Origin of the sequence: Kribbella sp. NPDC049584 (assembly GCF_040675555.1) — a bacterium.
In the GTDB taxonomy this organism is placed as follows: Bacteria; Actinomycetota; Actinomycetes; order Propionibacteriales; family Kribbellaceae; genus Kribbella.
The window spans coordinates 351,431-373,827 of record NZ_JBFAPF010000006.1 but is presented as its reverse complement, the minus strand read 5'-3'; the positions used below and the strand labels follow the sequence as shown (position 1 = coordinate 373,827).

Below are 22,397 nucleotides of genomic sequence, written 5' to 3'. Positions count from 1 at the left end.
GTCCCCGCGGCATCACCCTGTCCGGGTGACATCGGAAGAACTCCGGCGAGGCTGATGCCGGCCCGGCCGGACCCTCGTGGTCCGGCCGACCCAGCGCAGCTGCGGCCTATTCGGCCTTCTTCTCCTTGGGCTCAGCCTTCTCCGGCGTGGCGTCGACGCCGGCCTCCTTGCGCTGCTCCGGCGTGATCGGCGCCGGCGCGGCGGTCAGCGGGTCGAAGCCGCCACCGGACTTCGGGAACGCGATCACGTCGCGGATCGACTCGGTGCCGGCCAGCAGCGCGGTGATCCGGTCCCAGCCGAACGCGATCCCGCCGTGCGGCGGCGCGCCGAACTTGAACGCATCCAGGAGGAACCCGAACTTCTCCGAGGCCTCCTCGTCGCTCAGCCCCATCACCTTGAACACGCGCTTCTGCACGTCCTCGCGGTGGATACGGATCGAGCCGCCGCCGATCTCGTTGCCGTTGCAGACGATGTCGTACGCGTACGCCAGCGCCGATCCCGGGTCGGTGTCGAACGTGTCCATCGAGTCCGGCTTCGGCGACGTGAAGGCATGGTGTACGGCGGTCCACGCGCCGGAACCGACCGCGACATCACCGGCCGCCGTGGCGTCGTCGGCCGGCTCGAACAGCGGCGCGTCGACCACCCACACGAACGACCACGCCGACTCGTCGATCAGCCCGCCCCGACGGCCGATCTCCAGCCGGGCCGCACCGAGCAGCGCCCGCGACGACTTCACCGGGCCCGCGGCGAAGAAGATGCAGTCGCCCGGCTTCGCGCCGACGTGATCGGCGATGCCCGCGCGCTCCTCCTCGGACAGGTTCTTCGCGACCGGCCCGGCCAGCTCGCCGTCCTGGCCTACGAGCACGTAGGCCAGGCCGCGAGCGCCGCGCTGCTTGGCCCACTCCTGCCACGCGTCCAGTTGCTTGCGCGGCTGGTCGGCGCCGCCGGGCATCACGACGGCGCCGACGTACGGCGCCTGGAAGACCCGGAACGGGGTGTTCTTGAAGTACTCCGTGCACTCGACCAGCTCGAGGCCCATCCGCAGATCCGGCTTGTCGGAGCCGAAGCGCGCCATCGCCTCGCCGTACGTCATCCGCGGGATCGGCGTCTGCACGTCGTACCCGACGAGCTTCCAGAGCGCGGTGAGGATCTCCTCGGACAGCGCGATGATGTCGTCCTGGTCGACGAAGCTCATCTCGATGTCGAGCTGGGTGAACTCCGGCTGCCGGTCGGCGCGGAAGTCCTCGTCGCGGTAGCAGCGGGCAATCTGGAAGTACCGCTCCATACCGGCCACCATCAGCAGCTGCTTGAACAGCTGCGGCGACTGCGGCAGCGCATACCAGCTGCCCGGCTGCAGACGAGCCGGCACTAGGAAGTCGCGGGCACCTTCCGGCGTCGACTTGGTCAGCGTCGGCGTCTCGATCTCGACGAAGTCGTGCTCGGCCAGGACCGTACGGGCAGCCTGGTTCACCCTGCTCCGCAGGCGGATCGCCGCGCCAGGACCCTGACGACGCAGGTCGAGGTAGCGGTACTTGAGGCGGATCTCCTCGTTCACCGGGGTCGCGTGGTGCTCCTCGACCGGGAACGGCAGCGGAGCGGCCTCGTTGAGCACCTCGACCTCGGTGGCGATGACCTCGATCTCGCCGGTCGGGAGGTTCGGGTTCGCGTTGCCCTCCGGCCGCGGCGAGACCTCGCCGACGACCTTCAGGCAGTACTCCGAACGCAGGCCGTGCGCGGCGTCCTCGTCCCGGATGACGACCTGGACGGTGCCGGACGAGTCGCGCAGGTCGATGAACGCCACTCCGCCGTGATCGCGCCGCCGCGCCACCCAGCCCGCCAGGATCACGGTCTCGCCGGCGTCGGATGCGCGCAGCGAACCTGCGGAACGGTTACGGATCACGAGTTCTCCTCTTGCGTGTTGATACTTGGTCGTAGGTCTTCTGCGGGCGGGGCCCAGGTGGCAGCGTCCGCGGGCACCTGCTCGCCGCTGCGGATGTCCTTCACCTCAGGCCCGTTCTCGGTGCTGAACCAGACGAACGGGATCCCGCGCCGATCCGCGAACCGGATCTGCTTCCCGAACTTCGCCGCCGCCGGCGCGACCTCGACCGGAATCCCGCGGCTCCGCAGCTGGATCGCAGTACGCATCGCGTCCGCACGGTCGTCCTCGGAGTTCAGGGCAATCACCACGGCGGTCGGCGTACTCCGGCTCGCCTTCAGCAATCCCTTGCTGATCAGCCGGTGCACCAGCCGCGACACCCCGATCGAGATCCCGACGCCCGGGTACGTCGTCTTGCCGTCGGACGCGAGCGAGTCGTACCGGCCGCCGGAGCAGATCGACCCGTACCCCTCGTCGCCGATCAACTGCGTCTCGTAGACCGTGCCGGTGTAGTAGTCCAGCCCGCGCGCGACCTTCAGATCGGCCACCAGTAGGCCGGGAGCATGCTCGTTCGCAGCCGTCATGATCTGCGACAGCCGCTCGAGCCCTTCGTCGAGGATCTCGTGCTGTACGCCGAGCGCCCGCACCTGATCCGCGAACGACGCATCGGTCGACGAGATCTCCGCGAGCCGCAGCACCTGCTTGGCCGTCTCCGCGGACAGACCGGCGGCGGTCAGCAGGTCGGTGACCTTGTCCGGGCCGATCTTGTCCAGCTTGTCGACGATCCGGAGCGCGCCGGTGATGTCCTCGATGCCGAGACCGCGGTAGAAGCCCTCCGGGATCTGGCGGGTGTTCACCTGGATCCGGAACGGCGGGATCGGCAGCTTGCGGAACGCATCCGCGACCACCAGCGGCAGCTCGACCTCGTAGTGGAACGGCAGCTCACCGCTGTCGATGATGTCGATGTCCGCCTGCGTGAACTCGCGGTACCGGCCCTCCTGCGGGCGTTCCCCGCGCCAGACCTTCTGGATCTGGTAGCGCCGGAACGGGAAGGTCAGCTTGCCGCTGTGCTCCAGCACGTACCGCGCGAACGGCACGGTCAGGTCGAAGTGCAGTCCGAGGGCCGCGTCCTCGTCGGCGCCGGCGGCAAGCCGTCGTACGCCGTAGATCTCCTTGTCGGCGTCCTCGCCCTGGTTGGACAGGCGCTCGACCGGCTCGACCGCACGGGTCTCGATCGACGCGAAACCGTGCAGCTCGAACGTCTCCCGGATCGTGTCGAGGAACTGCAACTCGACGATCCGATCTGATGGTAGGAATTCGGGGAACCCGCTGAGTGGGGTCACCTTGCTCATAAGTTCGGTATCTCCAGGTCCTGCAAGTAGGGGTTGGTCGCCTTCTCCCGGCCGATCGTGGTCTGGCCACCATGACCCGGCAGGACGACGATCTCGTCGCGCATCGGCAGGATCTTGGTGGCCAACGTATGCAGCATCGCCGGATGATCGCCGCCAGGCAGATCCGTCCGGCCGATCGACCCGGCGAACAACACGTCACCGGAGAACAGCACCGCGGGCACATCCTGTGTGCCCTTCTGGGGCCCGTCGTACGGCGTGGTGAAGGTGACCGACCCCTTCGTGTGGCCCGGGGTGTGGTCGACGGTGAACTCGAGGCCGGCGAGCTCAAGGGACAGGCCGTCCTTCAGCTCGGCGACGTCGTCCGGCTCGGCGAACTCGTGCTTGCCGCCGAGCAGCATCCGCGCCGTCTCCGGGCTGATCCCGGCCATCGGGTCGGCGAGCAGGTGCCGGTCGTCCGGGTGGATCCAGGCGGTCGCGTCGTACGTCCCGCAGACCGGGAGTACGGAGAACATGTGGTCGATGTGACCGTGTGTGAGCAGCACGGCGACGGGCTTGAGCTTGTTCTCCCGGACGACCTGCTCGACGCCGGCGGTCGCGTCCATGCCCGGGTCGACAACGATGCATTCCGCGCCCTGGCCGGTGGCGACGACGTAGCAGTTCGTACCCCACGCACCCGCGGGAAACCCGGCGATGAGCACGACGCACCTTCCTGGAACGGTTTCCGGACTCACCAAGGTTACCCGGGCGGATCGGCGTACTTCGCACCGGATTGTGACGCAACACCGTTGCGCGTGAGCTGGGAGTTTGTGATTGTTCAGGGATAAGCGTCGAGAAGGCAGCTCGACGCGCCCGGACAGGCCCTTGTTCGCACGGTTGGACCGGGGACTGACCAGAATGGGCACGAGCGCAGTGCATACCGCCGGAAGGGGCGAGTTGTGGCCGGAGAGAACTGGGGCCGGGTAGCCGAGGACGGAACGGTCTTCGTACGCACGAAGGACGGTGAACGCGCGGTCGGCCAGTGGCCGGACGCCAACCCTGAGGAAGCGCTCGCTTTCTACACCCGCCGGTACGACGCGCTCGCGTTCGAGGTCGAACTGCTGGAGCAGCGGGTCCAGGCGGGCACAGTGTCACCGGACGACGCCCGGGCCGCGGTGAAGAAGGTCACCGGCTCGATCGAGGAGGCCCAGGCGGTCGGCGACCTCGACGGCCTGCGCGCGCGGCTCGACGCGCTCACCCCGCTCGTCGCGCAGCAGCGTGAACGCCGCAAGGCCGAACGCGCCGCGAAGGTCGAGGAAGCGCGGTCCGCCAAGACCAAGATCGCCACCGAGGCCGAGACGATCGCCGCCGGCACCGACTGGCGTCACGGCGTCACCCGCCTGCGCGAACTGCTGGACGAGTGGAAGGCACTCCCCCGGCTCGACAAGTCGTCGGACGACGAGTTGTGGCACCGTTTCTCCTCCGCGCGTACGACGTACACGCGGCATCGCAAGCAGCACTTCGCCGAGCTGTCCTCCAAGCGTGAAGAGGCCGCGGTCGTGAAGGAGCGGCTCGCTGCCGAGGCGGAGTCGCTCGCGGCCTCGACCGACTGGGGTCCGACGTCCGGCCGGTTCCGCGACCTGATGCGGCAGTGGAAGGCCGCCGGCCCCGCGCCGCGCGAGGTCGACGACAAGCTGTGGGCGCGCTTCCGGGCGGCGCAGGACCTGTTCTTCGGCGCGCGGGACGCCGTACAGGCCGAGGAGAACGCCGAGCAGGTCGAGAACCTCGCGGCCAAGGAAGCGCTGCTCGTCGAGATCGAGACGATCGTGCCGGTCACCGACGCGCGTACCGCCCGCGAGCAGCTCCGCGAATACCTGGACCGCTGGGACCAGATCGGCAAGGTCCCGCGCGACTCCATGCGCGCGATCGACGGCCGGCTGCGCGCGGTCGAGCAGGCCGTGAAGGCCGCGGAGGACGAGGTCTGGAACCGCAGCAACCCCGAAGCCCGAGCCCGCGCCGAGGCGACGGTCAAGCAACTCCAGTCCTTGATCGCCGACCTGGAGAAACAGGCCGCAAAGTTCGAGTCCCAGGGCAACACCCGCAAAGCCACCGAGGCCCGCGAAGCCATAGCCGCCCGCCGAGAATGGCTAACCCAAGCCCAAAACGCCCTCTCCGACTTCAGCTAATTTCTCCCCCACGCGGTGCTACGCGCGACTCCTTCGTCGCCGTGCTACGCGCCGCTCCCACCCACCCTGGGGCGGTGCGAGCTGCCGCGCGCTCCTTGGCGCTTAGCGCGCGAAGCTTTCGGCTATCGCCGGGTTTGCGGGCTGCCGCCCGCGTCTGACTACCTGGGCGGGCGTCCGTGAGCACGGCGGAGCGTGGTGGTGGGCGAGCTGGTGCGCCCCACGCGGTGCTACGCGCGACTCCTTCGTCGCCGTGCTACGCGCCGCTCCCACCCACCCTGGGGCGGTGCGTGCTACCGCGCGCTCCTTGGCGCTATCGCGCGAACTGCGGGCTGCCGCCCGGGCGACCGCACCGTCCCGAATCCCAACCGGCAGGCTCAAGGGGATCCTCCTGCCGCGCATCCCCACGCGGTCAGTCGTCCGAGCGCCGGCACCGCCCCGCGGCTGGCCTGTGGACAACTTTCGGCGCCGAATCGGGAGTTCGGGGATGCTGGCTGGATGCTTCCTGCTGACTTTCCGTATTACTTCTGTGGGATTCCGTTTCGGCCTTATCAGGTGAAGCGGAAGCTGCAGTGGTTGCTTGCGCACGGGGACATTCGGCCTGTCATGAAGGGCGTGTACGTCGACGTTCGGGTGCGTGACTCGCTTGAGTTGCGGGCTGATGCTGCGCGGCTGTTGATCCCGGAAGACGCGGTTGCGTGTGGGCCGACTGCTGCTTGGCTGCATGGGCTCGACAGCACCGCGCTGGGGCCGGAGGAGTTGGTTGAAGCGCACTGGACGCGGCAGCCGACCGACGAGGTCGACGTACACGGTGTGCGGGTTACGAGTCCGATTGCCACGGCGGTGGAGTTGGCGATGCGGTTGCCACGGCCGTTCGCGTTGTCTGCGGTCGATGCGTTCCTCCGCTCGGGCAAGGCTGATCGTTGGGCGCTGCGCGCGGCGTCCGCGGCGTACGAAGGCCGGCGGGGATACCGGCAGGCGCAAGACATTCTTCGATGGGCGGACCGGCGCGCAGCCTCACCAGGTGAGTCGTGGCTTCGGCTTCGGCTGATTGATGCCGGGTTCGGTGGACCGGAGCTGCAGATCCCCGTCTCAGGGAACGGCCGCAGCTATCGACTGGATCTCGGCTACCCGGATCGGCCGATCGACGGGCGGCGGCTGGGGTTGGAGTACGACAGTGATGCTTGGCATTCGTCGACGAAGCAGCAGTTGAGGGACGAGACTCGTCGTGCCGAGCTGGATGCGTTGGGGTGGCACATCATCTCAGTGGGGCGGACTGACTTGTGGGGGTCTTATCCGGCGTTGGAGTTGGCGGTTGGGTCGTTCTTGTGTCAGGAGCCGCGGTTGCCGCGGCGTTGGTGAGTGGCGGGTCAGACGGTCCAGCCTGTGTGGGCGGCCCAGCGTTCGGCTGCGGCCATGAGGATCTCGGTGGCGGGTGCTTTGATCTGGCCGTAGTCAAAGATGTCGGGGACGGATTGGGCCAGGCGTTGTTTGAAGGCGCCCCAGGACTGGCGGGCGTTGTCGTCGGAGCGCAGGTAGTCGCGGAAGAGCAAGGCGTAGCGGGCGTTGGGGCCGTCTGCAAGACGGATGTGCACGTTCGTGGCCCGTTCGCCGACGGGTGGGGCGAAGACGAGTTTGTCGCAGCGTCGACCGCTCGAGATCTCGACGCGGTTCCATGGCTCCGGACGGCAGCGGAAGCCTGCGCTCTCGAGCAGTTCGACCAGATCAGTCGAGAGTGCGGTCACCCGGACCTGGGCGTCGATGCAATTCTTCGCGGCCAGGCCGGGGACCGAGGTCGAGCCGACGTGATCGATCGCTACGGCTCGATCTCCCAACACTGCCTGCAATCGTGCGGCGAGGTGGGTGAATTCGGCGGGCCAGTCAGGGTTGTAGTCGAGGACGTTGACAGCAGGGCCGAGCTCGTCGGGGAAAGGCATTGGGTCATGATCGCAAGAGGTAGGTTCGCCGAGGGCTGGGACGGCGAACCGACCGCGCGCGGGATCAGTCGTTGTAGGTCATCTTGCGCCTCACTAGTAGCAGGACGGCGAGGGCGAGTACGCCGGACGCCGCGACGATCCGGACGATGTAGTTGGAGTGGGAGCTCGGCGCCTCGACCGATGCCGCCGTGTCGTAGCCGCCGGCCATGCCGGACTCGTTGTAGGTGCTGCCGGGGAGCTTGTCGGAGTAGCGGTGGGAGACGAGTTCTTGGTATGCCGTGACGGTGATCGGCTTGGCGCCGATCGACTTCACGGCGGACGGGTTCAGGGGACGGATCTGGCCGGCAGTCAGGGCGTACCAGGCGCCGATCTGCGGTTCCGTGAACAGCAGCGCGCCGTCGGCGGCAGCAGCCATCCGGGACTCGGTGTTGCCGGAGGCTACGTTCACCGGCTGCCAGACACCGCTCGAGTCGGGCGCAGTGAACACGGTCAATGCCTGACCGCCTTTGCTGGCAGCGGTTGCGGCGTACCAGAAGGTGGCGACCGGAGCGGACGCGTCGCGAACGAAGGCCGGATTGAGCGCGTAGACAGCGTGACTGTCTGAGCCGACGCTCGCCACAGCCTTGCCGGCAGCACCCGGGACCTTCGCGAGCAACTGCACAGCAGAGGAAGAGTGAGCGGCGTTAGTTGCCTTGGACAACTCATTCGGGGCGATCGGCTGAGGTGTGGCAGCGCCGGCCGGGGCCGCGAAGGCGAGTCCGAAGCCGAGACCCGCCGCGAGTACGGCAGCACAGCGAAGCAGACGGCGCATGTCAGGCTCCGATCCGGTACAGGGAGTGGGTCCAGGTGAACTGCGAGTTGGACCGGTACCAGCTGTACGTCGAGTAGTTGTAGCGTGGGTCGTCCGGCCACGGGTTGTAGTACTCGAGGGTCGAGTCGGAGGCGTCGTACCCGATGATGTCCATCATGTGACCGCCGCCCGAGGTCCACCCGATCCGCGTCATCACCGGGCGGCCGGCGGCGATCTCGGTGACGAGCGTGTTGAAGCTGAGGGTGCCGGAGATGTAGCTGCCGGCGCTGATCCCGATGGTGCGGAACGCCTGCTGGTCGTTGGCCAGCGTCGCCTGGTTGTTGGGACAGGTCGCATTCGCGTTGTTGCCGAAGGCCAGGTTGCAGAACTGGTTCTGCGAGTACGAGCGGCCGTAGAACGCGGCGATGCTGTTGCCGCTCGCGGCCCAGCACCAGTTCGACTTCTGCTGGGCCTGGCCGGACACGTTCAGGTAGTAGCTGCTGGGCGCGGCCGAGGCGGGCGGCGCGAGCGGGGCCAGGGTCGCGAGCCCGAGGATCGTGGCCAAGAGCAACGACCAGGAGCGGCTGGGGCGGAGCCTGCGCATGGGTCCTCCTTCGAACGGAGTTGGGCGGAGACCATCGTCGGGACCCCGGGACGTCGCGACAAGTCGTCGGATCCCGCCGTACGAGGGGTTGTGAACGCGCCTGCGCCGTGAACAGCGGGTGACGAACCGCTGTCGGACCGTGCTGTGAATGTTTACACTGCTCCGAAGGAGCGTGGGCCCATGGTCAAACCGGTCGAAGCGTCGGTCCCTGCGGTGACGCCGGAGGCGTCGTTCGCGGACGCGTTGCGGCAGGCGATCTCGCGCCGCGGGCTGGCCCTTAACCGGATCAGGACCCATCTCGCCGACCGTGGGCTGCATGTCGGTGTCGCGACGCTCAGCACGTGGCAGAGCGGCCGACGGATCCCGCGCGAAGACTCGCTGGCCGTCATCACGGCCCTCGAGGAGCTTCTGCAGCTGCCGGCCGGATGGTTGACCGTCCGGATCCCGCCGGCGCGCGAGCCGGGCACCTCGCCTCAGCCGTACGCCGTTGTCGACTACGCCGAAGCGCTCACCCGGCTGCTCGACCGGCTCCGCCGGGACGCCCACGGGCGGCTCCGCAATGTGACGGTGCTCGAGGAGGTCCGGATCGGGGCCGATCGCAGCGCTCGGCGCCGGAGCGTGATCCAGAGCGTGGTCGCCGTACAGCCGGTGGATCGGCTGATCATCGCGCACCAGGGCGAGACGGGCTGCGACGCGGAGCAGGTCACACTCCGCGCACTGAGCGGTTGCCGGACCGGCCGGATTGCCCGCTCCCCCGAGGCCGGGGCGCTGCTCGGCGAGTTGCTGCTCGATCGGGTGCTCGCCGTCGGGGAGACCGCCGTCGTGCACTACGAGATCGATGACCCGAGCGGGTTGCCGACGACGGACTACCAGCGCTTCAGCGAGTGGGGTGGGATGCACTACGTGCTGGAGGTCCAGTTCGACCGCGCTGCATTGCCGGTCCGCGTGCACGAGCTGCGCCGCCGCCACACCTCCGGTCCGAACTTGGTGCAGCGCGAGCTGATGCTGACGCCCGACGGCCGGGTCCACGTGATCGAACCGTCCGCCGATCCCGGCACGGTCGGCATTGCGTGGGAGTGGGATTAGCTCCGGAAGCCTGCGTGCACGTGGTCGTGGTGTGTCTGGTCGGAGAAGTACGCCGTACCCGAGAGCTGGTACGGGCCGCCGACGTTGTACGAGCCGGCTGATTCAGCGGCGTGCATGTACGACGTGATGAGCGAGCGCGACGTATCCGGTGACACCACCGCGTGGCCGTTGATCTGCCAGGTGTCGAACGCGCGGCCGCGGGGGTGGTCGCTCGGGCGGTCGGTGCCGAAGACATCGAGCGGATGACCGGAGCGGATGACGCTGACGCCGATCCGGTAGGTCTTCGCGAGCTCGAGCATCGCATTCAGCACGCTGTCATGGACCTGGCCCGACCTGATGTCCGCGGCGGATGCCGGCGGCAACGAGATCTGCTCGTCCGCCAGCACCTTCCGCGCCGCGGCGGACAGCGTCGCGGCTGGTGCACCGGGCTGGGCCGGATGGGTCGCGGTGACACGCCACGTGCCCTGCGACGACTTGCTCAGCCGTACGTCGACCGTCGTACCGCCGCTGATCACCCGGTTCTCGCGGATCGAGTACACCCGGCACGGCACCAGCACGCTGGCGGAAGAACTCAGGATCCCGCCGTACTGCGCATCGATCACGTCGATCGCCACCGGCGTATCGGTCGGTTGGAGCAGCCTCATCACCGCCGCAACCGCCAGCCGCTTCACCTGAGGCTGGATCTCCCCCGGCCCCGGCACCCAGGCCCGCACAGCGGGAAGGGTGACCGTCGGCGTCGACGTCGGAGGCGAACTAGGCGTCACCGATGGAGCCGACGGAGAACTGGGTGTGGGGCCAGGCGTGGAGCTAGACGGAGAGCTCGGCGACGGCTGATCCTGAGTCGACGAATCACTACACCCCGCCAGCAACCCAGCACCCGCAACCAGGAACGCCCGCCGGCCGAGACCACTCATAGTCGCAGTGTCCCCGGCCCCACAAACCGAACTACTGCGTCACCCGATACACGTCGAAGACGCCCTCGACCGAGCGAACCGCCTTCAGCACGTGACCCAGATGAGTCGGGTCACCCATTTCGAAGGTGAAGCGCGACTTGGCGATGCGGTCGCGGGTGGTCGTCAGCGCTGCGGACAGGATGTTCACGTGGTAGTCCGACAGCACGCGAGTGATGTCCGACAGCAACCGCGCCCGGTCGAGCGCCTCGACCTGGATGGCGACCAGGAAGACGGACTGCGCGGTCGGGGCCCACTCCACCTCGACGATGCGCTCGGGCTGGGTCTTCAGGTTCTCCACGTTGGCGCAGTCGGCGCGGTGCACCGAGACGCCCGCGCCGCGCGTGATCCAGCCGATGATCTCGTCGCCCGGAACCGGCGTACAGCACCGAGCCAGCTTCGACAGCACGTCCGTCGCACCCTTGACGATGACGCCGGCATCGCCGCGGGCCGTGCGCTTGCGGCGCTCGCGACTCGCGGGCAGGCGCACGCCCTCGGACAGGTCCTCGGCAGCGCCCTCCTCGCCGCCATACGTCTCGATGAGGCGCCGTACGACGGCTTGCGCGCTGACGTGCTGCTCGCCGACCGCGGCGTACAGACCGGTGACGTCCGGATACCGCAGCGAGTTGGCGACCGCGGTGAGGGTCTCGTGCGACAGCAGGCGCTGCAGCGGCAGGCCCTCCTTGCGGAGCTGCTTCGCGATCGCGTCCTTGCCGTGCTCGATCGCCTCGTCGCGGCGCTCCTTGGAGAACCAGTGCTTGATCTTGTTCCGCGCGCGAGGGCTCTTGACGAACGTCAGCCAGTCGCGCGACGGACCCGCGCCCTGCGCCTTCGACGTGAAGACCTCGACGACGTCACCGTTCTCGAGCGTGCTCTCCAGCGGCACGAGGCGGCCGTTGACACGCGCGCCGATACAGCGGTGACCGACCTCGGTGTGGATCGCGTACGCGAAGTCGACCGGCGACGAACCGGTCGGCAGCGACATCACATCGCCGCGCGGCGTGAAGACGTAGACCTCGGAGTTGTTGATCTCGAACCGCAGCGAGTCGAGGAACTCCGACGGGTCGGACGTCTCCCGCTGCCAGTCGACGAGCTGCCGCACCCAGGGCATGTCGTTCGGACCGCCGACGTCGGTGGTCGGCGTGGCGGGCGCGACGGAGCTGGGGTCTTCCTTGTACTTCCAGTGTGCGGCAATGCCGTACTCCGCGCGGCGGTGCATCGCGAACGACCTGATCTGCAGCTCCACCGGCTTGCCCTGCGGGCCGATCACCGTCGTGTGCAGCGACTGGTACATGTTGAACTTCGGCATCGCGATGTAGTCCTTGAACCGGCCGGGGACCGGGTTCCACCGCGCGTGCAGGATGCCCAGGGCCGCGTAACAGTCGCGGACCGACTCGACCAGGACCCGGATGCCGACCAGGTCGTAGATGTCGCCGAACTCGCGGCCGCGGACGATCATCTTCTGGTAGATCGAGTAGTAGTGCTTCGGCCGGCCGGTGACCGTCGCCTTCACCTTCGCGGCCCGCAGGTCCTCGTGGACCTGGTCGATCACCGAGGCCAGATACTCGTCGCGGGACGGCGCGCGCTCCGCGACCAGCCGCACGATCTCGTCGTACACCTTCGGGTGGAGGGTCGAGAACGCGAGGTCCTCGAGCTCCCACTTGATCGTGTTCATACCGAGCCGGTGGGCCAGCGGGGCGTAGATCTCCAGCGTCTCGCGGGCGATCCGCTCCTGCTTCTCCTGCCGCAGGAACCCGAGCGTGCGCATGTTGTGCAGCCGGTCGGCGAGCTTGATCACCAGGACCCGGATGTCCTTCGACATCGCGACGACCATCTTGCGGATCGTCTCGGCCTGCGCGGACTCGCCGTACTTGACCTTGTCCAGCTTGGTCACGCCGTCGACGAGCATCGCGATCTCTTCGCCGAAGTCGCGGGTCAGCTCGGCGACCGTGTACGGCGTGTCCTCGACGGTGTCGTGCAGTACGGCGGCGCACAGCGTCGGCGCGGTCATACCGAGCTCGGCGAGGATCGTGGCGACGGCGAGCGGATGCGTGATGTACGCGTCGCCGCTCTTGCGCAACTGGCCGGTGTGGTACTTCTCCGCGGTCCGGTACGCACGCTCGATCAGCCCGAGGTCAGCCTTCGGGTGGGTCGCGCGGACGACCCGGAACAGCGGCTCGAGCATCGGCGCCCGGTTCGGGTGCCGGGTGCCGCCGAGGCGGGCCAGGCGGGCCCGGACCCGGGCCGGCGCGATCCGCGGCGGCTGGACCGGCGGCTGAGCAGCCTGGGCAGCCTTGGCAGGCGGTTGGGACGCAGGCGTCGGCGAGACCGGGCGCACCGGTGACGGCGCGCGCGGGGGCTCTTGCGGTACGGCGTTCGGCACCGCAGATGTCATCGCCGGGTCTTCGCCCACGTTTGTGTCCCTCCGCCGACAGACCACCAGTCTAGAGGCCGTTGACCAACCAGGCAGACCCGCCTGTGGACAACACGCCGGGTCAGCTCCCGACTGCGGAGAGTTTGCCCGAATTCAGACCGTCAGCAAGGAGCTCACGTGCTCGCCCTCGAGGCGCTTGCGGCCCGGAAGGAACGAGAGTTCGAGCAGGACCGCGGTACCGACGACCTCGGCCTCGCAGCGGCGGATCAGCCGCAGACAGGCCTCGACGGTGCCGCCGGTGGCGAGGACGTCGTCGATGACCAGGACCCGGTCCCCCGGAGCAAACGCGTCCTGGTGCACCTCGATGGTCGCCTCGCCGTACTCCAGCGCGTACGACTCCTCGTACGTCGCCGCCGGCAGCTTGCCCTTCTTGCGCACCGGCACGAACCCGGCACCGAGGGCGAGCGCGACCGGGGCGGCCAGGATGAATCCGCGCGCCTCGATCCCGACCACCTTGTCGACCACCGGGTTCCCGTCGTCGTCGGTCCCGGCCGCCGCCAGCGCCTCCACCACCTGCGCGAAACCGGTGTGATCGGCCAGCAGCGGGGTGATGTCCTTGAACACCACCCCCGGCTGCGGGTAGTCCGGAATATCGCGAATGCCGTCGGCAAGAACCTGCTCGAGCGACCGCATCACTTACCGCGCTTCGACCGCGGCTTGCGCGTCGGCTGCGGACGCCCGGCCGCCGTCGCCTTCATCGGCCGGGTCGACGGCGTCGGCGCCGTACCGGTGGCCCGATCCGCCTTCCGCGGCGATTCCTGTCGCGGTGAGTCCTGGCGCGACGAGTCCTGTACGCCGGTCCGTGCGGCGGCACCCGCCGTTGCTACCGCGACCGGCTCAGCAGTCGCCGCAGCGGTCGCCTGGGCCCTCTTCGCCATCACGCGCTTGTTCAGCGCCTTCATGCCCGGCTCGCGCTCCTTGAAGACCGCGAGCAGCGACGGCGCGATGAAGATCGACGAGTACGCACCGACGGCGATACCGACGAAGAGCGCCAGCGACAGGTCCTTCAGCGGGCCGGTGCCGAGCACGACCGTGCCCACGACCAGGATCGCGCCGACCGGGAGCAGAGCGGTGACCGTGGTGTTGATCGACCGGACCACGGTCTGGTTGACCGCGAGGTTGGTCGCGTCGGAATACGTGTACCGGTTCGACCCGGTGATGCCCCGGGTGTTCTCGCGGATCTTGTCGAACACGACGACGGTGTCGTACAGCGAGTAGCCGAGGATCGTCAGTACGCCGATCACGGTCGCCGGTGTCACGTCGAAGCCGACCAGTGCGTACACACCGACGGTGATCGTGACGTCGTGGATCAGGGCGATGATCGCGGCCATGGAGGCCTTGGCTTCTCGGAAGTAGAGCCAGATCACCGCGAACACCGCGACCAGGAAGACGATCAGGGCCAGGATCGCCTTGTCGGCGATCTGCTTGCCCCAGGACGCGCCGATCTGCTGCGACGTCACCTGATCGGCGGGGATGCCGGCTTCCTTGGCGATCGCTGCCCGCACGTTGCCGACGTCGGCCTGCGCGAGCGGTTTGGTCTGGACGCGGACCTTGTTGTTGTTGATCGTGGTGACGACCGGGTCGCCGAGCCCCTTGGCGTTGGTCGCCTTCACGGCATTGGTGAAGTCGTCCACCGTGCTGTCGGTGACCTTGACGGCGGCGTCGTACTCGACGCCGCCCCGGAACTCGATGCCGAGCGCCAGGCCGCGGGTGAACAGGCCGGCCAGCGAGATGATCACCAGGACGGCCGAGAGGGTGAACCAGAACTTGCGGTGGCCGATGAAGTCGTAGGAGACCTCACCGCGGTGCAGCTTGGCACCGATCTGTCCGAGCTTCGACATCAGACCTGCCCTCCCAGCGGCTTGCGCGTCGACGGCGTCTTGCGCGGCCGGGCTGCCGGTTTCGTCTGTCCGGGTAGTCGTTCGACGCCGAGATGCTCAGGATCCAGGCCGGACAGCTTGTGGCCGTGGCCGAAGAAGTCGGTCCGGGCCAGCAGCGTGACCACCGGCTTGGTGAACAGGAAGACCACGACCAGGTCGATCAGCGTGGTCAGGCCGAGGGTGAACGCGAACCCGCGGACGCTGCCGATCGCCAGCACGTACAGCACGATCGCGGCGAGCAGCGAGATCGAGTCGGCCGCGATGATCGTGTGCTTGGCGCGGGCCCAGCCGGTCTCGACCGAGGAGCGCAAGCTGCGGCCTTCACGCACTTCGTCCCGGAGTCGTTCGAAGTAGATGATGAACGAGTCCGCGGTGATACCGACCGCGACGATCAGACCGGCGATACCGGCCAGCGTCAGCGTGAAGCCGATCGCCTTGCCGAGGAGAATCACCAGAGATCCGGTGAGGATGCCGGCCGCGACGAGCGAGAGCACCACGACGATGCCGAGCCCGCGGTAGTACAGGAAGCAGAAGAGCACGACCAGGGCGAGGCCGATGACGCCGGCCCAGATGCCCGCGGAGAGCTGGTCCCCACCGAGCTGCGGCGACACGGTCTCGACCGAGGAGATGTCGAACTTGACCGGCAGCGAGCCGTACTTCAGCACGTTCGCGAGGTCGCGAGCCTCGGCCTCGGTGAAGGTACCGGTGATCTGCGCCTGGCCGCCCGGGATCGGGTTGTCGACGCTCGGCGTCGAGATGGTCTTGCCGTCCAGCACGATCGCGAACAGGTTCTGGCCCTGGCCCCGCTGGGAGATGTTCTGGGTGGCCTTGAGGAACTTCTCGCCGCCGGCCGAGGTGAACTTCAGGTTGACCTGCCACTGCAGACCGTTCTGCGGGATGCCCGCGCTGGCGTCCGACAGGTCGGTACCCGCCAGGATCGCCGGACCGAGCAGGTACTTGTACTGCCCGTTCTGGTCGCAGGAGAAGATCGCCGTCTTCGGGTCGTCGAGCTGCTTGTCACCGCACTTGAACGTCGCGAACGCCGCCTGCGTGGCCGCGTCCGGCGTGTAGTTCAGCGGGTCGCCCGTTGCGGTGGCCGGCGTCGACGGAGTCGCGGCCGGGGTGCTCGGCTTCGGCGTCGTGCTCGCCTTCGGGGTGGGCGTCGGCGTCGCATCGGCGAGCGCGCTGCTCCAGGCCCGGCCCTTCGGAGTGCTGCTCGTCGTCGGCTTGACCGTGGTGCTCGGCTTCACGGTCGCGCTCGGCTTCGGCGTCGTAGTCGGCTTCGGCGTCGTGCTGGCGCCCGGAGTCGGGGTCGGTGCGGGCGCCGGCGCGGTCGCCTGCGCACCCAGCACAATCCGGAAGTACAGCAGGGCGGTCTGGCCGACCTGCGACACCAGCGATTCCTTCGTGGCGCCCGGGACGGCCACGTTGATGTGGTTCGACCCGGAGGTGGTGATGTCGGACTCGGCCACACCGGCGCCGTTGACGCGCTGGCCGATGATGTTCTTCGCCTCGTTCAACTGGTCGGCAGTCACCTTGCCCTTACCGTCGAACGTGCTGGCGGTCAGCGTGATGGTGGTGCCACCGCGCAGGTCCAGTCCCAGCTTGGGCTTCCAGGTCTTGGTCAGCGCCATGATGCCGAACAGCAGGACCACGACCACCAGCAAGGCGATCAGGTTCCGCCCGGGGCGGGATGTCGACGAACTCGTTGCCACGTCAGATTCAACCTTCGTACTTCTGGGCGCGCCGCACCGTCAGGTGGACGCCGAACGCCGCGCCGCAGGCTGGTGGGACGGAATTCAGTTCTCGGTGTGCGTCGGCGGCAGCTTCGGCGCGTCCTGGACCTTGCCGTCGGCCTTGTCACGGCCCGTGTCCGGAACGTCGACCTTCGACTCGTCGGTCGCGACCACAGTGGTGGAGTCGGTCGAGTCGGCGGAGTCAGCAGTGTCAGCGGAGTCGTCCGCGGTGACGGCGGGCTCGTCGGCGGCGTCCTCTTCCGGGACGACCCGGCCGATCGCGGCCTTGACGACCTGAACCAGCACGCCCTCGGAGATCTCCAGCGTCACGTACTCGTCGTCGGTCTCTTCGACGATGCCGACCAGGCCGCTGGTGGTGATCACCTTGCTGCCCGGGGCGAGCGCGGCCACGGTGTCAGCCTGGCGCTGGCGCTGCTTCTTCTGCGTGCGGCTCATGAACCAGATCATTCCGACGATCAGGATCAGCGGCAGCAGCAGCGTGATGCCGCCGCCCCCGGAGGAGGCCATCGGTACGGCGAGGAGTTGCATCGGGTCTCAGAATCCTTTGTCGATCGGCAATACGGGCGTCCGGCACGCTCTGCTCGAAGCGCGCAGGTCGCAGCGGAATGACCTGGAGGTCAGGCCACCGGGGAGTCTAACCCTGAGCGGCAACAAGTACCTCATGACACCGGGTCACGTTTGAGTTACTCACTACTGCAGTAACTACGCTCCGGCGTCCGCGGACGTTCCCCGACGTCCGCTGTTCAGTTGGGGTCGAGCTCCTTCAGTCTTCGTCGGTGTCGAAGAGCGTGTCGGCGAACGTCGCGCCCTTCGGGACCTTCAGCCCGATATGCCGCCAGGCCGCGGGCGTGGCGACACGACCACGCGGCGTACGGGCCAAGTAGCCCGACCGGACCAGGAACGGTTCGGCCACTTCCTCCACAGTCTCACGTTCTTCGCCCACCGCAACCGCCAGCGTGGACAGACCGACCGGTCCGCCCCCGAAACGGCGGCACAACGCGTCCAGAACGGACCTGTCGAGCCGGTCGAGGCCCATCTTGTCCACTTCGTACAGCTCGAGTGCCGACTTGGCGAGCGCCAGGGTGATGATGCCGTCCGCCCGCACCTCTGCGTAGTCGCGGACCCGGCGGAGCAGCCGGTTCGCAATACGCGGCGTACCGCGGGAACGCGAGGCGATCTCCGCCGCACCCTCCGGGGTGATGTCGACCTCGAGCAGGGCCGCCGAGCGATTGACGATCTTCTCGAGCTCTGCGGACTCGTAGAACTCCAGGTGACCGGTGAACCCGAACCGGTCCCGCAGCGGCCCCGGCAGCAGACCGGCCCGCGTGGTCGCCCCGACCAGTGTGAACGGCGGGATCTCGAGCGGGATCGCGGTCGCACCAGGGCCCTTGCCGACGATCACATCGACGCGGAAGTCCTCCATCGCCATGTACAGCAGCTCTTCGGCCGGCCGCGACATCCGGTGGATCTCGTCGAGGAACAGTACTTCGCCCTCGCTCAGCCCGGACAGGATCGCGGCGAGGTCGCCGGCGTGCTGGATCGCCGGGCCGCTGGTCACGCGCAGCGGCGCCGACAGCTCACTCGCGATGATCATGGCCAACGTGGTCTTGCCGAGGCCGGGCGGACCGGACAGCAACACGTGGTCCGGCGCGCGATTGCGCCCGCGGGCGGCGTGCAGCACCAGCTCGAGCTGCTCGCTGACCCGGCGCTGACCGCCGAACTCGGCCAGCGTGCGCGGCCGCAGCGCGGACTCGATCTTGCGTTCCTCGAGATCCACCGCGTCGGCGGACACCAGCGGCCGGACGTTGTCTTCCATCTCCTACGCCCTCTCAGGCCTTCGAGAGCACGCGCAGCGCGGCACGCAGCAGGTCGGGAACGGCTGGACTCGGGCTGTCGGCGGCCAGCGGCGACACCGCGGTGACCGCGTCCTCGGCGTCGCGGGCCGAGTAGCCAAGGCCGACCAGACCTGCCGCCACCTGCTCCCGCCACGCCTCCTGCGTCTGCAGGGGCCGCCCGGTCACAGTCCTTGACGGCGCACCGATCTTGTCCTTGAGCTCCAGCACGATCCGCTGGGCGCCCTTCTTCCCGATACCCGGCACCTTCACCAGCACGACGAGATCCTCGGTCGCGACCGCCTGCCGCAGCTGGTCGGGGCTGAGCACCGCAAGCGCCGCCTGGGCCAGCTTCGGGCCGACCCCGGACGCGGTCTGGAGCAGCTCGAACAGGTTCTTCGCGTCGTCGTCGGCGAACCCGTACAACGTCAGCGAGTCCTCGCGAACGACCATCGACGTGGAGATCCGGGCTTCCTGCCCCGGCCGGAGACCGGCCAGCGTGCCAGGGTCGCAGTACACCTGCAGGCCCACTCCCCCGACCTCGACCACGGCGCTGTCCACTCCGATGGCCGCCACCGGTCCACGCACAAAGGCGATCATCGCCAACCTCCCGTTTCCGTGCTCACCGCTTGCCCTGCTGGGCCGCCACCGCGGCCCGCAATCTTGCCATCTGCAGCCGGGACTGCGCCTGCGCCAGAGCTTCGAGGTTCGAGCGGCTGGAGGCTGCCTCCTGCAGCTTGCCGGCCACGCCACCGCGCCACACCTGACAGATCGCCAGCGCGAGCGCGTCGGCGGCGTCGGCGGGTGTCGGACGCTCGCTCAGCTTGAGGATCCGGGTGACCATCGTGGTCACCTGCTCCTTGTCCGCCCGGCCCGATCCGGTGACCGCGGCCTTCACCTCACTCGGCGTGTGCAGCGCGACCGGCAGTCCGCGACGAGCCGCGACAACCATCGCCACCCCAGAGGCCTGCGCCGTCCCCATCACTGTCCGGACATTGTGCTGGGCGAACACTCGCTCGACAGCGACCGCGTCCGGCTGGTGCTTGGCGATCCACTCCTCCAGCTCCGCCTCGATCTGGACGAGTCGCTTGGAGACGTCCAGCTCGGCCGGCGTGCGGATCACCCCGACGGCGACGAGTGCAGGGGGCCTCCCCGGCGTGCCCTCGACGACGCCGAGGCCGCACCGGGTCAGTCCCGGGTCGACGCCGAGCACCCGCATGGACCACCTCCGAACGTTTGTTCGATAACCCTAGACGGCGGTCTCGCGACTGACGAAATCGACGCGCCGAACTCAGAAGTAGTCGAGCATGTACGGCGTCGGTCCGCTGAAGACCGCATCCAGCCCGCCGTCCGTCGCGGGCGCTCCCCCGGTGACCAGTCCGGCTCCGCGCAGGGCCGCAAGCGGCGTACCGGCGTACAGCGCAGCCAGTCCACGCGGGCCGCAGCGGAGGGCGTCGTTCGGGCTGTCCGTGGGTGTGAGGCTGCCCGATCCGTCAGCGACCGACAGGTGCCAGTCGCCCGTGTTCCCGGGCAGGTCGGGGTCGTCGATCCGCAGGTCGGCCTCGAGTACGACGCCTTCCGGGAAGCCTCGCGTCGCGATGGCAGCCGGAGCGTCGATGAGGCGGAGCATCCAGCGGTTGATCCGCGTGTCGCCGTCCGCCTCGTGCTCGGCGAGCAGATGGATCGGGTCGAACGGCGGGCAGTACGCCTGCACCGACTTCGCGATCGACGCGCCCGAGCCGACGGTCGCCCACAGGGCCCGTGCGGTCTCCTCGGAGCCGGCCATGAGCTCGTCGACAGCCAGGTCGCCGTCGGACCAGTTGTAGACCACGAAGCCGTCGTCGGCGACGTACGCGAAGTTGTTCTCGTCCTCCAGCCAGGACTCGACCTCGGTGCGCGGCCAGACCAGCGGACCGCTCGAACGCCTTACCTCGTGGTTCTTCCCGGCGAGCTCCAGGAACAGGTCCGTGTCGGCCGGGCCCGCCTTCCGCACCGCCGTACCTTTGCCGCCCAGCGTCCTCAGATCGGCGGCCTGGAACGAGAACTTGTACCTGTGACCCGCGAACTCGTAGCCCAGGTGCCGATAGAGAACAGTCGTCGCGGGATACAGAGCCGTCAGCGGGTAGCCCTTGTCGGCGCACCGCTTCAGCACCGCACGCATCATCAGGCTGCCAACACCACGACCGCGGTACTCCGGGGCGACGACTACGCCGGCCACTCCGCCCATCGGGACCCGGCGCCCACCCCACCACTGCTCGAACGGCCAGATCCGCGCCGCGGCGACAAGCTGGTCACCGTCGACGACACCGACGAACCGGCCGTCCATGAAGGTGAGCGCATTCTTCCTCCACTCGTCCCGGTCCCCACCAGGGCCGAACGAGCGAATCCGCACCTCCCAGACCGCATCGAGCTGTTCCTCGACAACATCCACCACCCGCAACTCGGTCACCCGCCGACCCTACGTCCCACGAGCCAGCCGACGGCCCTATTTCCCACCTGTTGCCGACGTGTTCAGACCTATTTCCCGCTCGCCACCCGGTCGGCGGACGTCTTCTTGTCGGTGACCCACAGGTGGATGACTCCCTCGACGACCACCGTGCCGTCGTCCCGGGTCGCCTTCACCCGCACCGGCACATCGGGCCCCGAGGTCCAGCCGGCCGGATCGGTCTCGGCCGAACAGACCAGGTCGGACGTCGACTTGGCGAGGTACGAAACCTCCATCCCCTTGGGCAACCACCGCCTCCCCGCCGGCACCGTGGCCTCCGCCAGCGCCCCCATCGCGGCCTCCAAGCCGTTGCACACGGCAATCGCATGCACGGTCCCGATGTGGTTCAGCACCGCCCGTCGCTTGGGCAACCGCAACGCCGCGAAGTCCCGCTCCACCTGCAAGAACCGGGGCCGCACCGACCGGAAGTAAGGCGCCTTCCAGGCGAACACCCAGGAAAACAGAACCTCCCCACCCGGCACCCCACGCAACCGCTCCCACAACCCCAGCACCTGACTCGCCATACCCGCATGTTACCCACGAGTCACATGCCCGTGAAGAGATCCTCGCGGCTAGGGAACGGGGAAGTTGCTCGGTGGGCCCTCGCCGGTGGCGCCGTCGACGGCTTCGCGGAGGAAGTCGGCGTGGCCGGTGTGGCGGGCGTATTCCTCGATGAGGTCGCTGACGAGACGGCGCAGGCTCATCCCGCCTTCGGGGGCATAGTCGAGGCCCGACTCGGCGAGAATGGCAGCGAGGGTGTCGCGAGAGCGGTGTACGGCCCGGACCCACAGGTCGCGGAGCGCCTCGGGATCGTCGTCCTTGGCTGACTCCCAAGCCCACGTCTCCCAGGTGGCTTTGTGGTCGATGTCGCGGAACTCGGGCAGCAGGGGCGCGCCGGTCAGGTCGCTCTGGAACTTCATCTCCTCACAGAGCGCCAAGTGCTTGAGAAGTCCGCCGAGGGTGATCGCGGACGGTCCGAGGCGCAACTGAAGGCCGTCCGAGCCCACGTCCCAGCACTTCCAGGCGAACGTACGACGGTTGCGCTCCAAGGTGATGAGTGCGGTCTGGAGCTCATCGCCGCGCAGGAAGACGGTGAGGTCCCACTCCGGAGGACGTCCGGGCGTGAACCCGGGCGCGCTCGTCAACGCTGAAGGCCGAGCGGTATTCGTGTCCATGCCGGCAGCGTAGAACCGCAACCGGACGATCTACTTCCGGAACTCAACTGATCTCCGAACACCCGCGTTCAGCAACTTTT

21 protein-coding genes are annotated in these 22,397 nt (G+C 68.4%); 3 read left to right on the top strand and 18 right to left on the bottom strand.

Translation table 11 applies throughout. From position 1 onward, the window contains the following. Positions 1–106: 106 nt before the first annotated feature. Genes aspS through AB0J62_RS23105 form a run of 3 tightly spaced genes read right to left on the bottom strand, consistent with a single transcriptional unit; the run spans position 107 to position 3,926 of the window. Positions 107–1,900, bottom strand: a complete 1,794-nt coding sequence (gene aspS / locus AB0J62_RS23115) for an aspartate--tRNA ligase (protein ID WP_363874566.1) — start codon at positions 1,898–1,900, stop codon at positions 107–109. Next, positions 1,897–3,228 (bottom strand): histidine--tRNA ligase, encoded by a 1,332-nt coding sequence (gene hisS / locus AB0J62_RS23110; RefSeq protein WP_363874563.1) that lies wholly within the window; start codon positions 3,226–3,228, stop codon positions 1,897–1,899. Before hisS ends, aspS begins: the two co-directional genes overlap by 4 nt. Next, positions 3,225–3,926 (bottom strand): MBL fold metallo-hydrolase, encoded by a 702-nt coding sequence (locus tag AB0J62_RS23105; protein ID WP_363874560.1) that lies wholly within the window; start codon positions 3,924–3,926, stop codon positions 3,225–3,227. The genes hisS and AB0J62_RS23105 overlap by 4 nt, the downstream gene beginning before the upstream one ends. A 237-nt stretch (positions 3,927–4,163) precedes the next feature. On the opposite strand from AB0J62_RS23105, the gene AB0J62_RS23100 reads away from it, so the two are divergent. Beyond that, positions 4,164–5,390: a DUF349 domain-containing protein gene (locus AB0J62_RS23100; protein WP_363874557.1), complete on the top strand. Its 1,227-nt coding sequence runs from the start codon at positions 4,164–4,166 to the stop codon at positions 5,388–5,390. A 552-nt stretch (positions 5,391–5,942) separates the two neighbouring features. Beyond that, entirely contained in the window at positions 5,943–6,749 is an 807-nt protein-coding gene (locus AB0J62_RS23095) for a hypothetical protein (RefSeq protein WP_363874554.1), read from the top strand. 8 nt (positions 6,750–6,757) lie between these two features. On the opposite strand, the gene AB0J62_RS23090 is transcribed toward AB0J62_RS23095, so the two are convergent. From AB0J62_RS23090 to AB0J62_RS23080, 3 genes are all read right to left on the bottom strand, one after another. After that, positions 6,758–7,324 carry a GrpB family protein gene (locus AB0J62_RS23090; RefSeq protein ID WP_363874551.1) on the bottom strand — a complete coding sequence of 189 codons (567 nt, stop codon included), beginning with the start codon at positions 7,322–7,324 and terminating at the stop codon, positions 6,758–6,760. A gap of 64 nt (positions 7,325–7,388) precedes the next feature. Then, positions 7,389–8,135 (bottom strand): hypothetical protein, encoded by a 747-nt coding sequence (locus AB0J62_RS23085; protein WP_363874548.1) that lies wholly within the window; start codon positions 8,133–8,135, stop codon positions 7,389–7,391. 1 nt (position 8,136) lies between these two features. Further along, positions 8,137–8,718, bottom strand: a complete 582-nt coding sequence (locus AB0J62_RS23080; protein WP_134102767.1) for a papain-like cysteine protease family protein — start codon at positions 8,716–8,718, stop codon at positions 8,137–8,139. Between the two features lie 180 nt (positions 8,719–8,898). Here AB0J62_RS23080 and AB0J62_RS23075 point away from each other — a divergent pair, with 180 nt between their 5' ends. Further along, positions 8,899–9,804 (top strand): hypothetical protein, encoded by a 906-nt coding sequence (locus AB0J62_RS23075; RefSeq protein WP_363874543.1) that lies wholly within the window; start codon positions 8,899–8,901, stop codon positions 9,802–9,804. Here AB0J62_RS23075 and AB0J62_RS23070 read toward each other — a convergent pair. From AB0J62_RS23070 to AB0J62_RS23015, 12 genes are all read right to left on the bottom strand, one after another. Then, the gene (locus AB0J62_RS23070) at positions 9,801–10,568 is read right to left on the bottom strand and encodes a hypothetical protein (RefSeq protein ID WP_363874540.1); all 768 of its coding nucleotides are present in this window, start codon (positions 10,566–10,568) and stop codon (positions 9,801–9,803) included. The two genes, AB0J62_RS23075 and AB0J62_RS23070, sit on opposite strands and share 4 nt — an antisense overlap. Before the next feature lie 181 nt (positions 10,569–10,749). After that, entirely contained in the window at positions 10,750–12,939 is a 2,190-nt protein-coding gene (locus AB0J62_RS23065) for a bifunctional (p)ppGpp synthetase/guanosine-3',5'-bis(diphosphate) 3'-pyrophosphohydrolase (RefSeq protein WP_363874706.1), read from the bottom strand. A 342-nt stretch (positions 12,940–13,281) separates the two neighbouring features. After that, positions 13,282–13,821, bottom strand: a complete 540-nt coding sequence (locus AB0J62_RS23060) for an adenine phosphoribosyltransferase (protein ID WP_363874537.1) — start codon at positions 13,819–13,821, stop codon at positions 13,282–13,284. Further along, positions 13,821–15,029 carry a protein translocase subunit SecF gene (secF, locus tag AB0J62_RS23055; protein WP_363874534.1) on the bottom strand — a complete coding sequence of 403 codons (1,209 nt, stop codon included), beginning with the start codon at positions 15,027–15,029 and terminating at the stop codon, positions 13,821–13,823. Before secF ends, AB0J62_RS23060 begins: the two co-directional genes overlap by 1 nt. Next, positions 15,029–16,702 (bottom strand): protein translocase subunit SecD, encoded by a 1,674-nt coding sequence (gene secD, locus AB0J62_RS23050; protein ID WP_363874703.1) that lies wholly within the window; start codon positions 16,700–16,702, stop codon positions 15,029–15,031. Before secD ends, secF begins: the two co-directional genes overlap by 1 nt. A gap of 165 nt (positions 16,703–16,867) precedes the next feature. Then, entirely contained in the window at positions 16,868–17,353 is a 486-nt protein-coding gene (gene yajC, locus AB0J62_RS23045) for a preprotein translocase subunit YajC (RefSeq protein ID WP_363874531.1), read from the bottom strand. A 235-nt stretch (positions 17,354–17,588) separates the two neighbouring features. Further along, on the bottom strand, positions 17,589–18,641 hold the full coding sequence (gene ruvB / locus AB0J62_RS23040) for a Holliday junction branch migration DNA helicase RuvB (RefSeq protein ID WP_134102782.1): 1,053 nt from the start codon (positions 18,639–18,641) through the stop codon (positions 17,589–17,591). A gap of 13 nt (positions 18,642–18,654) precedes the next feature. Beyond that, on the bottom strand, positions 18,655–19,257 hold the full coding sequence (gene ruvA / locus AB0J62_RS23035; protein ID WP_363874528.1) for a Holliday junction branch migration protein RuvA: 603 nt from the start codon (positions 19,255–19,257) through the stop codon (positions 18,655–18,657). 22 nt (positions 19,258–19,279) lie between these two features. Beyond that, complete coding sequence (gene ruvC, locus AB0J62_RS23030; protein WP_363874525.1) at positions 19,280–19,876, bottom strand: crossover junction endodeoxyribonuclease RuvC; 597 nt, start codon at positions 19,874–19,876, stop codon at positions 19,280–19,282. A gap of 72 nt (positions 19,877–19,948) precedes the next feature. After that, on the bottom strand, positions 19,949–21,106 hold the full coding sequence (locus tag AB0J62_RS23025) for a GNAT family N-acetyltransferase (RefSeq protein WP_363874522.1): 1,158 nt from the start codon (positions 21,104–21,106) through the stop codon (positions 19,949–19,951). Between the two features lie 68 nt (positions 21,107–21,174). Continuing rightward, a complete protein-coding gene (locus tag AB0J62_RS23020; RefSeq protein ID WP_363874519.1) occupies positions 21,175–21,666 on the bottom strand; it encodes a hotdog fold domain-containing protein in 492 nt (163 codons plus the stop codon). Positions 21,667–21,714: 48 nt separating this feature from the next. After that, positions 21,715–22,317, bottom strand: a complete 603-nt coding sequence (locus tag AB0J62_RS23015) for a DUF664 domain-containing protein (protein WP_363874516.1) — start codon at positions 22,315–22,317, stop codon at positions 21,715–21,717. Positions 22,318–22,397 lie beyond the last annotated feature (80 nt).

Excerpts from the sequence above, each read along its gene's own strand:
- secF (WP_363874534.1), bottom strand. The coding sequence starts at position 15,029 with ATGTCGAAGCTCGGACAGATCGGTGCCAAGCTGCACCGCGGTGAGGTC.
- AB0J62_RS23080 (WP_134102767.1), bottom strand. The coding sequence starts at position 8,718 with ATGCGCAGGCTCCGCCCCAGCCGCTCCTGGTCGTTGCTCTTGGCCACG.
- AB0J62_RS23085 (WP_363874548.1), bottom strand. The coding sequence starts at position 8,135 with ATGCGCCGTCTGCTTCGCTGTGCTGCCGTACTCGCGGCGGGTCTCGGC.
- ruvC (WP_363874525.1), bottom strand. The coding sequence starts at position 19,876 with ATGCGGGTGCTCGGCGTCGACCCGGGACTGACCCGGTGCGGCCTCGGC.
- AB0J62_RS23065 (WP_363874706.1), bottom strand. The coding sequence starts at position 12,939 with ATGCTCGAGCCGCTGTTCCGGGTCGTCCGCGCGACCCACCCGAAGGCT.
- hisS (WP_363874563.1), bottom strand. The coding sequence starts at position 3,228 with ATGAGCAAGGTGACCCCACTCAGCGGGTTCCCCGAATTCCTACCATCA.
- AB0J62_RS23020 (WP_363874519.1), bottom strand. The coding sequence starts at position 21,666 with ATGGCGAGTCAGGTGCTGGGGTTGTGGGAGCGGTTGCGTGGGGTGCCG.
- AB0J62_RS23090 (WP_363874551.1), bottom strand. The coding sequence starts at position 7,324 with ATGCCTTTCCCCGACGAGCTCGGCCCTGCTGTCAACGTCCTCGACTAC.
- ruvB (WP_134102782.1), bottom strand. The coding sequence starts at position 18,641 with ATGGAAGACAACGTCCGGCCGCTGGTGTCCGCCGACGCGGTGGATCTC.
- yajC (WP_363874531.1), bottom strand. The coding sequence starts at position 17,353 with ATGCAACTCCTCGCCGTACCGATGGCCTCCTCCGGGGGCGGCGGCATC.
- AB0J62_RS23060 (WP_363874537.1), bottom strand. The coding sequence starts at position 13,821 with ATGCGGTCGCTCGAGCAGGTTCTTGCCGACGGCATTCGCGATATTCCG.
- ruvA (WP_363874528.1), bottom strand. The coding sequence starts at position 19,257 with ATGATCGCCTTTGTGCGTGGACCGGTGGCGGCCATCGGAGTGGACAGC.
- AB0J62_RS23075 (WP_363874543.1), top strand. The coding sequence starts at position 8,899 with ATGGTCAAACCGGTCGAAGCGTCGGTCCCTGCGGTGACGCCGGAGGCG.
- AB0J62_RS23015 (WP_363874516.1), bottom strand. The coding sequence starts at position 22,317 with ATGGACACGAATACCGCTCGGCCTTCAGCGTTGACGAGCGCGCCCGGG.
- secD (WP_363874703.1), bottom strand. The coding sequence starts at position 16,702 with ATGGCGCTGACCAAGACCTGGAAGCCCAAGCTGGGACTGGACCTGCGC.